At 67.3% G+C, this 17,023-nt stretch carries 12 protein-coding genes and 1 pseudogene; 6 read left to right on the top strand and 7 right to left on the bottom strand.

What is annotated here, in order from left to right; translation table 11 throughout:
- From ACFP3H_RS11360 to dnaA, 7 genes and pseudogenes are all read right to left on the bottom strand, one after another.
- Nucleotides 1-502 (bottom strand): annotated as a pseudogene (locus ACFP3H_RS11360) (DUF3566 domain-containing protein); the annotation flags it as partial.
- Between the two features lie 43 nt (nt 503-545).
- Entirely contained in the window at nt 546-3,053 is a 2,508-nt protein-coding gene (gene gyrA, locus ACFP3H_RS11355; RefSeq protein WP_378603691.1) for a DNA gyrase subunit A, read from the bottom strand.
- Between the two features lie 57 nt (nt 3,054-3,110).
- Nucleotides 3,111-5,141: a DNA topoisomerase (ATP-hydrolyzing) subunit B gene (gyrB, locus tag ACFP3H_RS11350; RefSeq protein ID WP_378603688.1), complete on the bottom strand. Its 2,031-nt coding sequence runs from the start codon at nt 5,139-5,141 to the stop codon at nt 3,111-3,113.
- A gap of 382 nt (nt 5,142-5,523) precedes the next feature.
- Entirely contained in the window at nt 5,524-6,060 is a 537-nt protein-coding gene (locus ACFP3H_RS11345) for a DUF721 family protein (RefSeq protein ID WP_378603685.1), read from the bottom strand.
- Nucleotides 6,061-6,168: 108 nt separating this feature from the next.
- Nucleotides 6,169-7,365 (bottom strand): DNA replication/repair protein RecF, encoded by a 1,197-nt coding sequence (gene recF / locus ACFP3H_RS11340; RefSeq protein ID WP_378603682.1) that lies wholly within the window; start codon nt 7,363-7,365, stop codon nt 6,169-6,171.
- 16 nt (nt 7,366-7,381) lie between these two features.
- The gene (gene dnaN, locus ACFP3H_RS11335; RefSeq protein ID WP_378603679.1) at nt 7,382-8,557 is read right to left on the bottom strand and encodes a DNA polymerase III subunit beta; all 1,176 of its coding nucleotides are present in this window, start codon (nt 8,555-8,557) and stop codon (nt 7,382-7,384) included.
- Nucleotides 8,558-9,341: 784 nt separating this feature from the next.
- The gene (dnaA, locus tag ACFP3H_RS11330; protein ID WP_378603676.1) at nt 9,342-11,501 is read right to left on the bottom strand and encodes a chromosomal replication initiator protein DnaA; all 2,160 of its coding nucleotides are present in this window, start codon (nt 11,499-11,501) and stop codon (nt 9,342-9,344) included.
- A gap of 643 nt (nt 11,502-12,144) precedes the next feature.
- On the opposite strand from dnaA, the gene rpmH reads away from it, so the two are divergent.
- The 6 genes from rpmH (at nt 12,145) to rsmG (ending at nt 15,518) form a co-directional block, all read left to right on the top strand.
- On the top strand, nt 12,145-12,288 hold the full coding sequence (rpmH, locus tag ACFP3H_RS11325; RefSeq protein ID WP_082843828.1) for a 50S ribosomal protein L34: 144 nt from the start codon (nt 12,145-12,147) through the stop codon (nt 12,286-12,288).
- 22 nt (nt 12,289-12,310) lie between these two features.
- Nucleotides 12,311-12,727, top strand: a complete 417-nt coding sequence (gene rnpA, locus ACFP3H_RS11320) for a ribonuclease P protein component (protein ID WP_378603672.1) — start codon at nt 12,311-12,313, stop codon at nt 12,725-12,727.
- A complete protein-coding gene (yidD, locus tag ACFP3H_RS11315) occupies nt 12,727-13,023 on the top strand; it encodes a membrane protein insertion efficiency factor YidD (protein ID WP_378603669.1) in 297 nt (98 codons plus the stop codon). The genes rnpA and yidD overlap by 1 nt, the downstream gene beginning before the upstream one ends.
- A gap of 4 nt (nt 13,024-13,027) precedes the next feature.
- Complete coding sequence (gene yidC, locus ACFP3H_RS11310; protein WP_378603666.1) at nt 13,028-14,125, top strand: membrane protein insertase YidC; 1,098 nt, start codon at nt 13,028-13,030, stop codon at nt 14,123-14,125.
- A 25-nt stretch (nt 14,126-14,150) separates the two neighbouring features.
- Nucleotides 14,151-14,687: a Jag family protein gene (locus ACFP3H_RS11305; RefSeq protein ID WP_378603663.1), complete on the top strand. Its 537-nt coding sequence runs from the start codon at nt 14,151-14,153 to the stop codon at nt 14,685-14,687.
- Between the two features lie 84 nt (nt 14,688-14,771).
- Complete coding sequence (gene rsmG / locus ACFP3H_RS11300) at nt 14,772-15,518, top strand: 16S rRNA (guanine(527)-N(7))-methyltransferase RsmG (protein ID WP_378603660.1); 747 nt, start codon at nt 14,772-14,774, stop codon at nt 15,516-15,518.
- Nucleotides 15,519-17,023: the final 1,505 nt, after the last annotated feature.

The raw sequence follows: 17,023 nt of genomic DNA, 5'->3' as shown, positions 1-17,023 counted from the left end.
GCCCCGACGGCGCCACCGGCGCCTCGGGTGTGGGATGGCGCACATCCGACAGGTCGGGCATGTCCTTGACCAGTTCGGGGCGCGCGATGGAGCGAGTCGGGCCGTCGATGCCGACCGACTTCACCATCGCCGCTTCCTTGCGGGCCGCCTTGGCCGCCAGATCGGCCGTGGTGCGGGCATTGGACGCGCCCGCGCCCTTCAACCCGCCGCCCGAGGGCGCCCCCGAGGTGGGACGCCCCTGGCTGGGCGACTCACCCGGCCGGTACAGATTCGACTGCGGTTCACGCTGCGGCAGCTGCGCCCACCCGTCCTGGTAGGGCGAGCCCTTACTGCCCTTACCGTCGAACGAATCGGTCCCGGCCGCACCGGATTCCGGCGCCGCGCCCTCGGCCGGACCGCCCTGGCGTGGGATCGGTCGCGGCTGGATTCCAGACGTGGCGATCCGTTCGGTGACGCCGTTGGTCTGGTTCCGATCGTCGTTCGACTGATTCGGTGTGGTCAATGGAATCCTCAGATCCGTTCGTTGCCGCCGCTGTTTGGTGTTACTACTCCGAAGCCACGTCGCCGGTGAGCTGATCGGGATCGGGCTCGTCGGCGTTGCGCGCGATCGCTAGCAAGGTATCGCCATCCGCGAGGTTCATCAATCGCACGCCCTTGGTCTGGCGTCCAGCCTTGCGAACCTGCTTGGCCGCGGTGCGGATGACGCCACCACTGGAAGTGATCGCGTACAGCTCGTCCTCGTCGTCGACGATGAGCGCACCCACCAGGCTGCCACGTTTCGGGTCGTACTGGATTGTCAATACGCCTTTTCCGCCACGACCCTGCGCGGTGTACTCCTCGATCGCCGTGCGCTTGGCATACCCACCGGCGGTCGCGACAAGCAGATATGTGTCGGGACGGACCACATTGAGCGAGAGCAGCTGGTCGTCGGTGTTGAACCGCATGCCCTGCACACCGGAGGTGGCCCGACCCATCGGCCGCAGTGCCTCGTCGGTGGCGGCGAAGCGGATCGACTGGCCGTGCGCCGAGACCAACAGCAGGTCGTCGTCGGAGGAGCACAGCACCGCGCCGACCAGTTCGTCGTCATCGCGCAGGTTCACCGCGACGATGCCGCCGGAACGGTTGGAGTCGAAATCGGTGAGCTTGGACTTCTTCACCAGGCCCGCGCGTGTCGCCAGCACCAGGTACGGCGCGTCCTCGTAGGTCTTGAGCTGGATGATCTGGGCGATCTTCTCATCCGGCTGGAAGGCCAGCAGGTTGGCCACGTGCTGGCCGCGCGCGGTGCGGTTGGCCTCGGGCAGCTCGTAGGCCTTCGCGCGGTAGACGCGGCCCTTGTTGGTGAAGAACAGCAGCCAGTCGTGGGTGGAGGAGATGAAGAAGTGCTTGACGATGTCGTCCTGCTTGAGGCCGGCGCCCATCACGCCCTTGCCGCCGCGCTTCTGCGAACGGTAGAGGTCGGTCTTGGTGCGCTTGGCGTAGCCGGTCTCGGTGATCGTGACGACCACGTCCTCGCGGGCGATCAGGTCCTCGTCGGCCACGTCGCCGTCGGCGGCGATGATCCTGGTGCGCCGGTCGTCGCCGTGCTTCTCGACGATCTCGGCCAGCTCGTCACGCACGATCGCGCGCTGCCGCTCGGGCTTGTCGAGGATGTCCTTGTAGTCGGCGATCTCGATCTCGATCTTGGCCAGATCGTCGATGATGCGCTGACGTTCCAGGGCCGACAGGCGTCGCAGCTGCATGTCCAGGATCGCGGTGGACTGGATCTCGTCGATGTCGAGCAGCTGCATCAGGCCGGTGCGCGCGGTGTCGGTGTTGGCCGCCCCGCGGATCAGCGCGATGACCTCGTCGAGCATGTCGAGGGCCTTGACCAGGCCGCGCAGGATGTGGGCCCGCTCCTCGGCCTTGCGCAGCAGGTAGCGGGTGCGCCGCACGATGACCTCGAGCTGGTGATTCACGTAGTAGCGAATCATCTGGTCCAGGCGCAGGGTGCGCGGGACGCCGTCGACGATCGAGAGCATGTTCGCGCCGAAGCTGGTCTGCAGCTGGGTGTGCTTGTAGAGGTTGTTCAGCACCACCTTGGCGACCGCGTCACGCTTGACCGTGACCACGATGCGCATGCCGACCCGGTCCGAGGACTCGTCGTGGATATCGGAGATACCCGCGATCTTCGCGTCCTTGACCTGCTCGGCGATGGAGTTCACGAAGTTGTCGGTGTTGACCTGGTAGGGCAGCTCGGTGATGACGATCGTGGTGCGACCACGCGCGTCCTCCTCGATCTCGACCACACCGCGCATGCGGATCGAACCGCGACCGGTGGTGTAGGCGTCGTGGATGCCCTGACCGCCCACGATCAGGCCGTGGGTCGGGAAGTCGGGGCCCTTGACCCGTTCCATGCAGGCGGCGAGGGTGGATTCCTCGTCGGCCTCGTAGTTGTCCAGGGCCCAGTAGATGGCCTCGGCCAGCTCGCCCAGGTTGTGCGGCGGGATGTTGGTGGCCATGCCGACCGCGATGCCGTTGGAGCCGTTCATCAACAGCGCGGGCACGCGGGCGGGCAGCACGGTCGGCTCCTGCGAGCGACCGTCGTAGTTCGGAACGAAATCGACTGTCTCGGAGTCGATGTCGCGCAGCATCTCCATCGCCAGCGGCGTCAGGCGGCACTCGGTGTAGCGCATGGCGGCCGCGCCGTCGTTGCCGCGGGAACCGAAGTTGCCCTGGCCGTCGACCATCGGGTAGCGCAGCGACCAGGGCTGGGCCATGCGCACGAGGGTGTCGTAGATCGACGAGTCGCCGTGCGGGTGGTAATTACCCATGGTCTCGGCGACCGGACGCGCGGACTTCACGTAGCCGCGATCCGGGCGATAGCCGTTGTCGTACATCGCGTACAGCACGCGCCGGTGCACCGGCTTGAGGCCGTCGCGCACGTCGGGCAGCGCGCGGCCCACGATCACGCTCATCGCGTAGTCGATGTAGCTGTTCTGCATTTCGGTCTGGATGTCGACCGGTTCGATCCGGTCGCCCGCACCGCCGGACGGTGGCAGCGTGGTCTCAGTCATCAAATCTCCTTCGAGGGGCCGATGTGTGCGCGGGCGCGCTGAAAAGCGCTGCGCCGCTTACACATCGAGGAAGCGGACGTCCTTGGCATTGCGGGTGATGAAGCTGCGACGCGCCTCCACGTCTTCGCCCATCAGCACCGAGAACAGCTCGTCGGCCGCCGCGGCGTCGTCGAGCGTCACCTGACGGAGCACCCGCACGGCGGGATCCATCGTGGTCTCCCACAGCTCCTTGGCGTTCATCTCGCCCAGACCCTTGTAGCGCTGGATGCCGTCGTCCTTGTTGATCTTCTTGCCCGCGGCCAGGCCGGCCTCGAGCAGCACGTCGCGCTCGCGGTCGGAGTAGGCGAACTCCGGCTCGGAACGGATCCACTTGAGCTTGTACAGCGGCGGCTGGGCGAGGAACACGTGACCGTGCTCGACCAGCGGACGCATGAAGCGGAACAGCAGCGTGAGCAGCAGCGTCGCGATGTGCTGACCGTCGACGTCGGCGTCGGCCATCAGGATGATCTTGTTGTAGCGCAGCTTGGCGATATCGAACTCGTCGTGGATACCGGTGCCGAACGCGGTGATGATCGACTGGACCTCGTTGTTCTTGAGGACGCGGTCGATGCGGGCCTTCTCGACATTGATGATCTTGCCGCGCAGCGGCAGAATCGCCTGGTACATCGAGTCACGACCGGACTTGGCCGAGCCGCCGGCGGAGTCGCCCTCCACGATGTAGATCTCGCACTTGCCCGGATCCTTGGACCGGCAGTCGGCCAGCTTGCCCGGCAGGCCACCCAGATCGGTCGCCGACTTGCGCCGCACCAGCTCACGCGCCTTACGCGCGGCCATCCGGGCCTGTGCCGAGGACACCGCCTTCTGCACGATGGTCTTCGCGTCGGCCGGGTTGGCCTCGAACCAGTGCTGCAGGTGCTCGTTGCAGGCGCGCTGCACGAACGACTTCACCTCGGTGTTGCCGAGCTTGGTCTTGGTCTGGCCCTCGAACTGCGGCTCGCCGACCTTGACGCTCACGATGGCGGCCAGGCCCTCGCGGATGTCGTCGCCGGTGAGGTTGCCGTCCTTCTCCTTGAGGAGCTTCTTCTCCTTGGCGTACTTGTTGACCACCGTGGTCAGCGCCGCGCGGAAGCCCTCTTCGTGGGTGCCGCCCTCGTGGGTGTTGATCGTGTTGGCGAAGGTGTGCACCGACTCGGAGTAGCCCGAGTTCCACTGCATCGCGACCTCGAGCTCGTGGCCGGTGCCCTTGACCGTGTAGCCGACGACCGAGTTGTGGATGGCCGACTTGGTGCGGTTGATGTGGCGCACGAAATCGACCAGACCGCCCGGGTAGTGATAGGTGCGGGTCTTGACCTTGTGCTCGACCGCCTCGGCGGCGACTTCCTCGGCGTCCTTCGGGGCGGCCGCGGTCTCGCTGACCACCTCGTCGGTGACCTCGGAGTCGCTCACGCGCTCGTCGGTGAACTTGATGGTCAGGCCCTTGTTCAGGAAGGCCATCTCCTGCAGGCGCCGCGCCACGGTCTCGAAGTTGTAGTTCGTGGTCTCGAAGATCTCGGGATCGGCCCAGAACCGCACGGTGGTGCCGGTGGCCGAGGTGGGCTCGCCCTGCACCAGCTTGCCGGGCTTGGCGTCCTTGTAGGTCTGGCTCCAGTGGTAGCCGTCGGTGTTGACCTCGACCTCGACCTTGGTCGACAGCGCGTTCACCACCGAGATGCCGACGCCGTGCAGACCGCCCGAGACCGCGTAGGAATCGGAGTCGAACTTGCCGCCCGCGTGCAGCTGGGTCATGACGACCTCGATGGTGGGCACGCCCTGGGCGTGCATGCCGACCGGGATGCCGCGGCCGTCGTCGACCACCTCGACACCGCCGTCGGCGAGCAGGGTCACCTCGACCTTGCTGGCGTAGCCCGCCATCGCCTCGTCGACAGAGTTGTCCACAACCTCCCAGATGAGGTGGTGCAGACCGCGTTCACCGGTGGAACCGATGTACATGCCAGGGCGCTTGCGCACCGCCTCGAGGCCTTCGAGGACCGTGATGGAGGAGGCATCGTAGCCTGATTTGCCCGATGCGTTGGAGTCGTTGGCAGCCACTTGTCGGTAGCTCTCCTTACTTGCTGATCCCTGGCGCGACCATCTGTGCGGCGATCGTGCACAGCGCGCGCCGAGGGTTCGCCGCTGGTTACGTCACCATCCTACTGGTAAGCCCAACTTACAGTGCACCTACGACACCCCTGGCGTGGCCGTGAATGCGAGAAATCGGCTCACCCCGCCTCCCCGCGTATTTTTGCCAGATTCAGGCGCGTGGAGAGGCAGTTACGCGGCAAGCCTGTGGTGGGTGGTTCGGTGGGCCCGTTCCCGGTGAGTTACCCATGTTCCCGCGAGATCGGTGGGCCCGAAGTTATCCACAGGGCCTGTGTACATGTCCGCATGTGGAGGGTCTCGGACTGGTGCCGACACAACGTATCTCGCGGATCTATCCGTAGGTGTCGCGCGGTCCGCGGCCCTTGATGTGGCGGTCGCCCTTGCGCCACGACGGCGCCGCGGGGCCGGTGATCCGCAGCGAGGTGACCACGCCCTGACCCACCGCGGCATTGATCTTGGCCAGGATCTGACCCTGCAACATCCGCAGCTGCGTGGCCCACGCGGTGGACTCGGCGGCGATCTTGAGGACCCCGTTCTCCAGGGTCACCGGGGTGGCGTGCGAGGCGATATCGGGCCCGACCACACTGTGCCAGCTACCGAACACCGTGCCCTCGGCCACCTTGCCCGACCAGCCACGACTCTTCGACAGCGAGCCGGTGAGCGCCCCGAGCAACTGGGGATCACGGGCATCGGGACCGGCGCCGGACCAGCCGCTGCGACGCCTGCCGCCCGCCCGCAACTTACGCACCGGGGAGGCCCGCCCCTGGCCGACGGACTTGCCACTGGCCTTGGCCGCGGCGCGCGCCTCCTCCAGGGCGCGACGGGCCAGATCGATGCCGCGCAACTCCGGTGCGGGGTCTTCGGACATGAGGTTCCGCCTTCCGGTGTCGAGGGTGGCCGAGCGCGGATCGAGTCTACGCCGGGGCGCTGACCGGCCGAGTGTGGAGTTATCCACAGGGCTTGGGGATAACTTTGGCTAGCTGTGTATATCTTCGGCCTGGGGAGCGGGCTCGGTACCCAGCTGTGAGGTTCGCCGGTCGGCCTCGCCGGTGGTGTGCACCCGCAGCGGTTCGGCGGCCAGTTCCGGCGGCACATCCTCGGCCACCGCGGCCGTGATCAACACCTGCTCGGCCCCCGCGGCCACCTCCGCGAGCGCGGTGCGGCGGCGACGATCGAGTTCGGCGAACACGTCGTCGAGCAACAGCACCGGCTCTGACCCCTCCGCGCGCAACAGCTCGAACGAGGCCAACCGCAGGGCGAGGGCGTAGGACCAGGACTCGCCGTGACTGGCGAAACCCTTGGCGGGCGCGCTGCCGAGCAACAGTTCCAGATCGTCGCGGTGCGGGCCCACCAGGCAGACGCCGCGGTCGAGTTCGCGGCTCCGGGCGGCGGCTAGCTCCCGCAGCATGATCTCGTGCAGCAGCGGCACGTCACCGGGCTCGGCGGCACGGGCGGGATCGAGCAGCTCCGGGGGCAGATAGCCGGAGCGGTAAGTTATTGCCGCAGGACGTGATTCGGGCGCGATCGACCGATAGGACTGGGACACATGGGGATACAGGTCGTGGACCAGGCGCAGCCGCTCGGCCAGCAGGACCGCCGCGTGCTCGGCCAGATGCCCGTCCCACACGTCGAGGGTGCTCAGATCCGCCCGCGAACGCGACTGGCGCCCAGCGGTTTTCAACAGCGCCGAGCGCTGCCGCAGCACCTTGTCGTAATCCGCGCGCACGCCGGCGAGCCTGGGTAAGCGGGCTGTGCACAACTCGTCGAGGAACCGTCGCCGCTCCCCCGGATCGCCGCGCACCAGCGCCAGATCCTCCGGCGCGAACAGCACGGTCTGCAAGATCCCCAGGATCTCGCGCGAACGCCGCACCGGCGAGCGATTGATCTGGGCGCGATTGGCGCTGCCCGCCCGCAACTCCACATCCACCCGCAGCTCGCGCCCGGTGTTGACCACCGAGGCCCCGATCCTGGCCTGGGTGGCGCCCATCCTGATCAGCGGCGCGTCAGCGGCGACCCGGTGCGAACCGAGCGTCGACAGGTAGCCGACCGCTTCGATCAGGTTCGTCTTGCCGTTGCCGTTGGCCCCCAGCAGCACCGTGCGCCCTGGGGACAACTCGAGGTCGGCGTGTTCCCACGACCGGAAATCGCGGACCGACAGCTCACGAATGAACACGGGGTCCCGACCGGTCTCAGCCGGGCAGCCGGACCGGCATCAACAGGTAGATGTACTGGCTCTCCAGCGCCGCGAACGCACCCGACTCGAGCACCTTGGGCTCCTCGTCGGAGGCGGGCAGCAGCACGGCGGGACGGCTGGGGGTGGTGAACCCGAAGGTGACCCGGTCGGTGTGCAGCGCGGCCAGGCCCTCGGTGAGGTAGCCGGGGTTGAACGCGATGGTGAGCGGTTCGCCGCGGAAATCGGCCTCCAGCCATTCCTCGGCCCGGCCCGCGTCGTCCCCACCCGCGGACAGCAGGACGCCGTCTGTGGAGAACTCCAGGCGCACCTGGGCACCGCGCTCGGCCACCAGGGCCACGCGCTTGATGGCCTCCGACAGCACCGCGACGGGCAGCGTGGCGATGGAGGTGTGCTCCTTGGGGAGCAACTGGCGGAACTTGGGGAATTCCGCGTCGAGCAGGCGGGTGGTGGTGCGCCGGCCGCCGTTGACGATGCCGAGCAGGCCGTCGGCGCCGCCACCGCTGCCCAGCGACAGCTGCACGGGCGCCTCGGCGGCACCGAGGGTCTTGGCGGCCTCGGACAGCGTGCGCGCGGGAATGAGCACCGCGGTCTCGATATCGGAGCGGGTGGGATTCCACTGCAGGTGGCGCACCGCGAGGCGGAAACGGTCGGTGGCGGCCAGCACCACGTCGTTGCCCTCGATCTCCACCCGGATGCCGGTGAGCATCGGCAGGGTGTCGTCACGGCCCGCGGCGACGGCGACCTGGCCGACCGCCTCGGCGAACACGTCGACGGTGAGCTCACCGGTCTGCTGGGGCACCTCGGGCAGCTGGGGATAGTCCTCGACCGGCATGGTCGGCAGGGAGAACTTGGCGCTGCCGCAGGCGATGAGCACGCGGGTGCCGTCGACGGAGACATCGACCGGCTTGTTCGACAGCGACTTGGTGATATCGGCGAGCAGGCGGCCCGAGACCAGCACCTGGCCGGGACCGGCGACCTCGGCCGCGACGCGCATCTGCGCGGAGACCTCGTAGTCGAATCCGGAGACCGTCAGGCCGTTCTCGTCGGCCACCAGCAGCACACCGCCCAGGACCGGCACCGCGGGCCGGGACGGGAGGCTGCGCGCCACCCAGGCCACCGATTCGGCGAAGTCCTCTCGGGCGACCCGAAACTTCATGCTCGCAAGCTCCATCGCCCGATTTGTCCTCTCCGAGTTTCGAATCCGTGTGCGGGGTGTGTGTCAGCGGAGTCGAGCTGCTGTGTCGGCCGCGCACTGAGTCTTACACAACCGGCTGACAACCAAACGGTACCCGTGTGATGCGCGAACTCCGCACCGACCCTCCCGGTGCGCGCGCGCCTCGATCCATCCCCACTCCTCCTTGCCCGCCGGTGAGTCGAGCACCGCCCGAGCCGAGCATCCCCAACCGAGTTTCCACACAGCCTGTTTTAAAAGAGATCTCTCTAGAAGGAGAACTGAAGTAGTAGTAGGCACTGTGGAATCTGTGGATTTCCGCCGAATCCGCAGGTCGGACCGCTTGTCGGCCTGGGGATGACCTGGGGGTGACTCGAGGATGAATCCGGGGTGGCTGTGGAGTGCCGAAGTTGTCCACAATCCATCCTCGAGTTGTCCTCGAGTTGTTCCACCGGAATCGGCCAGTTGTTCACACCCACGGCCCCCCTGGTGACAACAGTGTGGATTCCTCGAGGAATCCACAGGAACTCCTCGAGGAATCCACAGGCCCGATTTCGCGACGCCGCAGGTCACCGCCGGTGCCTGCCTGTTAGTACTCCGACCTGTGGATGATGTGGATAACTGCCTGTGCATGAACAGTGCACAGGCTCGCTCAACAGCCTGTGCACCGACCGGTGGACAACCGGTGGACAACCCTGTGGAATCCACAGGAATTCCTCGAGGAATCCACAGGGCAAAAAAGAACACCGCCCCAGGTCAGGGCGGTGTTCGGGGTGTGGATAACTCAGCGGGAGCGCTGTTTGATGCGGGCTGTTAGTTCTTGCACCTGGTCGTAGACGCGACGACGCTCGGTCATCTCCTTGCGGACCTTCTTCTCCGCGTACATCACCGTGGTGTGGTCGCGGCCGAACGCCTGCCCGATCTTGGGCAGCGACAGATCGGTGAGCTCGCGGCACAGGTACATCGCGATCTGACGGGCCTGCGCGAGCGGACGCGCCTTGCCCGGCCCCGTCAGCTCCTCGAGCGTCGTATTGAAGTACTCGGCGGTGACGGCCATGATCGTGGCCGCGTTGATCTCGAGCGCGGCGGTGTCGGGCATCAGATCGCGCATCACCACCTCGGCCAGCGACAGGTCCAACGGCTGACCGTTGAGCGAAGCGAACGCCGTCACCCGGATCAGCGCGCCCTCCAACTCGCGGATATTGCGCTCCACCCGGCTCGCGATCAGCTCCAACACGTCGTGGGGCACGTCGAGCCGGTCCATGCGCGCCTTCTTGCGCAGGATCGCGATGCGGGTCTCGAGCTCGGGCGGCTGCACGTCGGTGATCAGGCCCCACTCGAAGCGGGTCCGCAGCCGTTCCTCGAGGGTGGCCAGCTGCTTGGGCGGACGATCCGAGGACACCACGATCTGCTTGTTCGCGTTGTGCAGGGTGTTGAAGGTGTGGAAGAACTCCTCCTGGATGCCTTCCTTGCCCTCGATGAACTGGATGTCGTCGACCAGCAGGATGTCGGTCTCGCGGTAGCGGCGCTTGAACGCGACCTTGCGGTCGTCGCGCAGGCTGTTGATGAAGTCGTTGGTGAATTCCTCGGTCGAGACGTACTTCACCCGCATCCCGGGAAACAGCCGCTGGGCGTAGTGACCGGCCGCGTGCAACAGGTGCGTCTTCCCCAAACCCGAAGCGCCCCAGACGAACAGCGGGTTATAGGCCCGTGCGGGCGCCTCCGCGATCGCGACGGCGGCCGCGTGCGCGAACCGGTTGGACGCGCCGATCACGAACGTCTCGAAGGTGTACTTGGCATTGAGGCTGGCCGAGGACGACGACTGCGACGGCGCCTCGGGCGACTTGTTGAAATAGGTCGGCCAGTTGTTGCGATTGCTGACCACCGGCTCGTCGTCGACCGGCTGCGCGCCGGGCTGACCGGGAAACGGGGTGTCCTCGGCGTTCGATTCCTCGGCCCGCGCGGGTTCCTCGGCGGGCCTGCCCCGGTTGGGCGCGCGCTGCGGCGGCTCGGTGGGAAACAGCGACTCCTGACCCGAAGGCTCACGGCGCGCGGGTTCACGCCGCGCGGGCGGGGCGTTCTCGGGCTGGCGCTGCGCACCACCGCGGAAATCACCGCGACCACCGAACTCGCTCTCGGCGTAGTCGCCGCCCTGGTAGCCGGGGTTCGGCTCGAAATCGGCGCCGGGGCGCTCGCCCTGGTACTCCGACTGCGCCGGGTAGTCCGCGGGCTGGTTGTACTCGGCGGGCGGCTGCGCGTACTCCGCGGCCTCACCGTATTCGGGTGCGGCCTGCTGATATTCCGGTTTCTGCTGGTACTCGGGCTGCTGCTGGTACTCGGACTCGGCCGGGTACTCGCGGTGGCCCGGATAGTCGTTGCGCTCGCCGTACTCGCGACCGCCGTAACCGGGCGCGTACTCGCCGCCACCGGGATAGTCGGAGTTGGGATAGTCGTTGCCGTACTCCCCACCCTGGACCGGGTACTCGCCCGCGCCGTAGCGCGGCCTGCCGTACTCACCGCGGGCGGCGTAATCGGGAACACTGAAATCGGGGCCGGGATACCCGGCGGGCGGGCGAACCTGTTCGCGCGGACGCTCGGGCCTGCTCGTCATCCTGGCGTGGCGCGGGGAACTTCCGGCGCGCTCCCCCGCGGCCGGGCTCGGCGCGGCGATGCGAACACCGAGTCCTTCCACCTGGGGACCGAGTCGACGCGCCAGCGATCGCAGGATCGGCTCACGCAGATCACGCTCGATCGCCTCCTGCGCCAGCGAGGACGGAACCGACAGCAACGCGAAACCCTGTGCCACAGTGAGCGGTTTCACCAACTTCAACCACGCCTGCTGCGCACGACTGACCGCCGGGATGGCACCGTCGGCAGAGCCGGTGGTGAGCTCGGCGACCACCTCCGGCCACACCGTGGCCAGCACGTTCTGCTCGTCGTCCATGCAGCGTCCTCCCCGGACGGGTTTGTTGGGGCCAACCGCCGGCGCACCGCCGGACACGCCCGTGACCAGGGGAAAACCGGTGAACCTTGCGCGATCGGGTGATCAGCGCGTAGAAACGGAGCCGACTCGTTCGAGGCCCCGCCGACCTCACGAATATGCCACCGTGGGCATCTATCCACACAATTATCCACAGATGTGGACAAACCTGGGGATAAAGGAATCCTGCCAGCCTGTGGCAGCGAATACGGCCGGACCTGCGGTTCTTCAGCAATCGACCGGCTACGCAAGGCTAGCTGGCCCCGTCGCGGAACACCAGAGCTGTGGAGCAACTCACGAAAAGTGGCGCCATGCGTCAGTGTGTCCCGGGCGTGTCGCGCCTGGTCGGGGCGGATACCGCGCCCGATCGGCCGTCCGGTAACCTGGAGTCCGTGCCGGTGACAGGTGCGTGGGGGCCGAGTTTGACCCGGCCCTTCGGGATAAGTACCCTCGTACAGTCACCCCTTGGCGCGGTCGGCGGCCTTCTGCTGCCCTTCGATCGCCAAGGCAATCTGCGTGTAGACCGCGGTCCGCTGCGCAGAGATCCGAATCATTTGTACAGACTTCGGACGTCGCATGGCGTCCACCTACTACAGGAGTGTTGACCGTGGCCAAGGGCAAGCGGACGTTCCAGCCGAACAACCGTCGTCGGGCGCGCGTCCACGGCTTCCGTCTCCGGATGCGTACCCGTGCGGGTCGCGCCATCGTCGCGGCGCGTCGCCGCAAGGGCCGTACCGAACTGACTGCCTGATCGCGCGTAGTCGGACGCTCGGGTGTTGCCTGAGCCGTATCGGTTGCACCACCGTGCCGAATTCTCCCGCACGGTGCGCCGCGGTCAGCGAATCGGGAGGCGAGATCTTGTCGTACACGCGCTCACGCACGGGTACGACGATCTCGCCGATGGCGATTCGCTGGTCCGCGTAGGCGGTCCTCGCTTCGGACTGATTGTCAGCAAGGCGGTGGGTAACGCGGTGGTTCGCCACCGCGTCGCCCGCCGCCTGCGTCATATCTGTGCCCAGGTGATCGACGAGCTGCCGGTCGACACCGACGTCGTGCTCCGGGCCCTGCCCGGCGCCGCCACCGCCGATTCCGCCGAGTTGCTGCGCCAGCTACGCACCGGTCTGCGCAAGCTCGGCTTGCGTGGCGAACCGGAGCTCGCGCTCGGACGCACCTCGGCCGGTGAACGGTGATGCGGGCGATAACCCACTTTCCCGCTACAGCGTTGATCTGGTTGATCGAGCTCTATCGGACCTATGTTTCCCCCACCCGGATGCCGATCTGTCGGTTCTCCCCCACCTGCAGTGAGTACGCGGTGACCGCCCTGCGTACCCGCGGGTTGGTCGTCGGATCGACACTGGCGGTGGTGCGGCTCGCGAAGTGCGCGCCCTGGCACCCTGGAGGGTGGGATCCCGTGCCCGCGCGCGGGACACAAGCCTGCAAGTCATCGCCCGTGCTGATCGGCGATACGAACGACGGGAGTACCTAGAGCCGTGCTCGACATCATCTATTGGCCGGTATCCGCAATTCTGTGGTTCTGGCACAAGGCCTTCGGGTTTGTGTTCGGACCCGACAGTGGACTCACCTGGGTCCTCGCCGTGGTGTTCCTGGTCTTTACCCTGCGGCTGGTGCTGTACAAGCCGTTCGTGAAGCAGGTCCGCACCACCAAGCAGATGCAAGAGCTGCAGCCCCAGATCAAGGAGCTGCAGAAGAAGTACAAGAACGACCGCGAGACCATGGCGCGGGAGATGCAGAAACTGCAGAAGGAACACGGCTTCAACCCGCTCATGGGCTGCCTGCCGGTCCTGGTGCAGGTGCCGGTCTTCCTCGGCCTGTTCCACGTGCTTCGCTCGTTCAACCGCACCGGCCACGGGTGGGGTCAGCTCGGCCTGACCGCCGAAGAGAACGCCAATATCGGCAACTACATCTTCAGTGCCACCGATGTGCAGTCGTTCCTGAGCGCCCGTATCTTCGGTGCGCCGATCGCCTCGTTCATCACCGCGCCCGCCAGCGAGATGCAGGCCTTCGCCGACTGGGGTGGCGTGCCGACCAAGCTGAACATCGCCCTGGTCGCGATCCCGCTGATGATCATCGCCGGCCTGGCGACCCACTTCAACGCGCGCGCGTCGGTGCAGCGGCAGACGCCGGAAGCCGCAGCCAACCCGCAGGCCGCCATCATGAACAAGCTGTCGCTGTGGGTCTTCCCGCTCGGCGTCATGGTCGGTGGCCCCTTCCTGATGATCGGCATCCTGATCTACTGGGTGGCCAACAACATCTGGACCTACGGACAGCAGCACCTGGTGTTCGGTCGGATGGAGAAGGAAGAGGAAGAGAAGAAGGCCAAGAAGCTGGAGCTGCGGGCGCAGAACGCCCCCAAGCCCGGCGCGAAGCCGGTCGATGTGCGCAAGCGTGTGCAGGACTCCCCCGCCGAGGATCAGTCCGCCACCAACGGCACCGCCTCGACCAACGGCACCGCCGCGGGCAACGGCACTCCCAAGCAGTCGGCCAAGCAGGGTGGCGCCAAGCGCAAGCCCGGCGGGCAGCAGCGGCCGGGCAACCGCGGCCGTGCGAACCAGAAGCGCAAGCGCTGAGACGCGATCGGATAGAGGGAATCCAATGACTGTTGAGACCGAGACCGACGGAGGGGACGCCACTGTGGCGACGACTGCTGTTGACGTCGTGAACGACGCCGAAGAAGCGTTGATCGAAGAGGGCGAGATCGCGGGCGACTACCTCGAGCAGTTGCTCGACGTGCTCGACTTCGACGGCGATATCGACCTCGATGTCGAAGGCGACCGGGCCATCGTGAGCATCGATGGCGGCCGCGATCTGACCAAACTCGTCGGCCGCAACGGCGAGGTGCTCGACGCGCTACAGGAACTCACCCGCCTGGCCGTGCAGCAGGCGACCGGCGTGCGCAGCCGACTGATGCTCGATGTCGCCGGCTGGCGGGCGCAGCGTCGGGCCGACCTGAGCGAGATCGGAATCGCCGCGGCCAAGCGGGTGCTCGAGTCGGGTGCGCCCGAGTCGCTGTCCGCGATGACGCCGTTCGAGCGCAAGATCGTGCACGACGCCGTCGCCGATATCGACGGTGTCGCGAGCGAGAGCGAAGGTGTCGAGCCGAATCGTCATGTGGTGGTCGTGCCCGAGTAGGCTGATGCCGCCGCAACCACGAACGATGTGATTAGGCCTCCGGTCTCGGACCGGGGGCTTTTTCATTGCCATCATTGGGGAAGGATGTTTCACGTGGAACGAGAACTGGGTGCGCCCGCCGACGAGCTGGAACCGCCCGCCGCCGCTGCCCGAGTGTTCGGCGACCGCTTGGACATCGCCCGGCGCTACTACGCGGCGCTGGCGACGGCCGGCGTGGAACGCGGGCTCATCGGGCCGCGCGAGGTCCCCCGGCTGTGGGAGCGTCACATTCTCAACTGCGCCGTCATCGGCGAGTTGATCGACGAGGGCGCCTCCGTCGTCGACATCGGCAGCGGCGCCGGACTGCCCGGAATCCCGCTGGCGATCGCCCGCCCGGATCTGCGGATCACGCTCGTGGAGCCGCTCCTGCGTCGCACGATTTTCCTGAGCGAGTTCATCGAGGAAGCCGGGCTCGACGTCACGGTGGTGCGTGGGCGGGCCGAGCAGTCCGGGGTGATCAAGGAAGCGGGCGGCGCGGACGTGGTGACATCGCGAGCGGTGGCGCCGTTGGCCAAGCTCGCACACTGGTCACTGCCGCTGCTTCGGGACCACGGGCGGATGCTTGCTCTCAAGGGCACCAGCGCTGCCGAGGAGTTGGAACGGGACGGGGCCGAGTTGATTCGGGATGGGGCTACGGATCTTCGGGTTGTCGGGTGCGGGGCGGGGATTGTTGAGGTTCCTACTTTGGTGATCAGTGCGGAGCTACTCCCCCGGGCTGAGCGGCCTACTCGGCGGAGTGAGCGTCGGGCGGCTGGGGTGGAGAAGAAGGTTCGGAAGCGTCGGGAATCTTGATCTTTGGGGATTCTCGTTGTGGGAGGGTTTTTCGCGTTTCGTAACGTGACGTAATGGGGGTGGGGTCGTTGGCTGGGGGTTGGGCGGTTCGATAATCGATTGGTGTGGTGCGGGAAGCGCGGCGCGGTGCGGGGGGATGCGCGGTGCGGGGATGCGCGGTGCGGCGCGACAGCGTGCGTGGCTGTGCGCGTCGCGTAGCGCGGGATGTGCGGTGCGGCGCGGTGCGACAGTGTGCGTGGCGCGGTGCGACAGTGTGCGTGGCTGTGCGCATCGCGTAGCGCGGGATGTGCGGTGCGGGGATGCGCGGCGCGGTGCGACAGTTTGCGTGTGCGTGTGCGTGTGCGTGTGCGTGTGCGTGTGCGTGTGCGTGGCCGTGGGCGTCGCGTGGTGCGGGGGTGCGCGGTGTGGTGCGACAGTGTTCGTGGCTGTGCGCGTCGTGCGGCGCGGGGATGTGCGGTGCAGTGCGACAGCATCCTCCGAATCGGGACCGCCCTGGGGCGTGCTCGTTTGGAACCGCTCGGTCGAATCAGCGTCGAAGGACTTGCCGCCGCGCGAATCACCCGCTCCCACAGCAGCTCCACCCTCATCGCCCGCGCCTCCGGCAGCGCCCGTGCGTGGCTGTGCGCGTCACGCGGTGCAGGGATGTGCGGTGCGGCGCGGTGCAGGGATGTGCGGTGCAGTGCGGTGCGTGCGTGGCTGTGCGGGGATGTGCGGTGCGGGATGTGCGGTGTGGCCGATAGTGAGAGTGTGCGTGGCCGTGCGCGGCGGACGGCTCGGGGATGCGCGGCGCGGCGCGGTCGTGCGCATCTAGCGGGCGCGGTGCGCGGCGTGGTAGCAGGAGGGTCAGAGGCAGTGGACGGGGCGGGCGTGGTGGTGCGCTTTCGTGGACTGACGCGGTGGAAGCAAAGGTATGACGTTCGCGACCGGCCGGAGGTGTTTGTCGATTCGGTCCCAGTCGGCGGCCGCGTTGCGCGGTGCCGCCGCTGTCGCTTGTGGGGCGGCCAGGCGGTGGGCGGAGTCGCAGTGTGCGGAGCAGCGGTGTGCGGGGTGGCGGAGCGGCGGTGTGCGGAGCGGCGGTGTGCGGAGCGGTGTGCGGGGTGGGCAGAGCGATGCGGGGTACGGCGGGCGGCCTTGCCGTGGGTGTGTGTTTCACGTGGAACGTGAGCGTGGGGCTGATGGTTGCTGTGCTGCGGATGCGGTGGGGGTTTGAGGACGGCCGGTACAGAGATGCTCGGGCTACTGATGTGTTGGGGTTGATGACGGCCGGCACAGGGGTACGCGGGCTGCTGATGTGGTGGGCGGGTGCGCGGGTTGGTGCCGTGGGCTCGGGGGTACGCGGGCTGGTGATGTGGTGGGCTGTGCGGTGGGGCTCAGAGGGGCGCGGGCTGGTGTCAGGGGTGCGCGGGCTGGTGATGGTGGGTTGGTGTTGGCGGTCCCAGGGGGTTGCGCAGGCTGTGTTTTTGGAGCGCTGGCGCGCTCGAGTCGCGGCCCCGAGGGGGCCACCG

This window comes from Nocardia lasii (assembly GCF_042658545.1).
GTDB lineage: Bacteria > Actinomycetota > Actinomycetes > Mycobacteriales > Mycobacteriaceae > Nocardia > Nocardia lasii.
The sequence above is the reverse complement of the archived record's forward strand: the minus strand, read 5'-3'. Positions and strand labels throughout refer to the sequence as shown.

Excerpts from the sequence above, each read along its gene's own strand:
- gyrA (WP_378603691.1), bottom strand. The coding sequence starts at position 3,053 with ATGACTGAGACCACGCTGCCACCGTCCGGCGGTGCGGGCGACCGGATC.
- ACFP3H_RS11345 (WP_378603685.1), bottom strand. The coding sequence starts at position 6,060 with ATGTCCGAAGACCCCGCACCGGAGTTGCGCGGCATCGATCTGGCCCGT.
- dnaN (WP_378603679.1), bottom strand. The coding sequence starts at position 8,557 with ATGGAGCTTGCGAGCATGAAGTTTCGGGTCGCCCGAGAGGACTTCGCC.
- dnaA (WP_378603676.1), bottom strand. The coding sequence starts at position 11,501 with ATGGACGACGAGCAGAACGTGCTGGCCACGGTGTGGCCGGAGGTGGTC.
- yidD (WP_378603669.1), top strand. The coding sequence starts at position 12,727 with ATGCGGGCGATAACCCACTTTCCCGCTACAGCGTTGATCTGGTTGATC.
- ACFP3H_RS11305 (WP_378603663.1), top strand. The coding sequence starts at position 14,151 with ATGACTGTTGAGACCGAGACCGACGGAGGGGACGCCACTGTGGCGACG.
- rsmG (WP_378603660.1), top strand. The coding sequence starts at position 14,772 with ATGTTTCACGTGGAACGAGAACTGGGTGCGCCCGCCGACGAGCTGGAA.